The following is a 652-nucleotide window of genomic DNA, read 5'->3' on the forward strand; positions in this document are numbered from 1 at the left end:
GCCCGCGCCACCGGCTCGCCGAGGGCGTCGCCCGGCAGCTGGAGGAAGCCGGATTCGGAGCGGTCGGCGCCGAGGAGGCCCGTACCGCCGCCCGGCACTACGCCTGGTGGACCGGCCACTCCTCGGTCACCCCGGAGCGGGTCGCGGCCGAGGCCGACGCGGTGCTCGCGGCCCTGGCCGGGGCCGATGTGGTGGCGGCCGTACTCCTGGCCCGGACGGCGGCCCCGGCCTTCGCCGCCTCGCTGCACTGGGACGCCTGGGAGCGGGTGCTGCGCGCCGGGGCGGAGGCCGCGCGGAAGGCGGGGGAGGTCGCGGAGCAGGCGTACTTCCACCACGAACTGGGCGTCCTCGCGCTGTGCGAGGGGCGCCTGGACCGGGCCCGGGCCGAGCTGGAGGCCTCGATCGGGCTGCGCGGCGCGCTCGCGGACAAGCGCGGGACGGTCGCCGGCCGGCGCGCGCTGGCGCTGGTCACCGACCGCGAGGCCCTGGGCGCGGCGGCCTCCCCGCCCCTGCGCCTGGAGGCCCCGTCCACACCGGGCACGACGCCCCCGCCGCCCGCCGGGGGGAGCACCCGCACCCCGTTCCCGCCCGTCGGCGGCCCGAACGCCCCTGCGACGCCTCCGTCTGCCGCCGGGTCGAACGCCGCCGCGGC

Annotated in this window: 1 pseudogene; it reads left to right on the forward strand. The window is 81.0% G+C overall.

The features are described 5' to 3' along the window. Positions 1–652: pseudogene (locus VR44_RS19915) on the forward strand (ATP-binding protein); the annotation flags it as partial.

It is taken from the genome of Streptomyces katrae, from assembly GCF_000966975.1.
GTDB lineage: Bacteria > Actinomycetota > Actinomycetes > Streptomycetales > Streptomycetaceae > Streptomyces > Streptomyces katrae.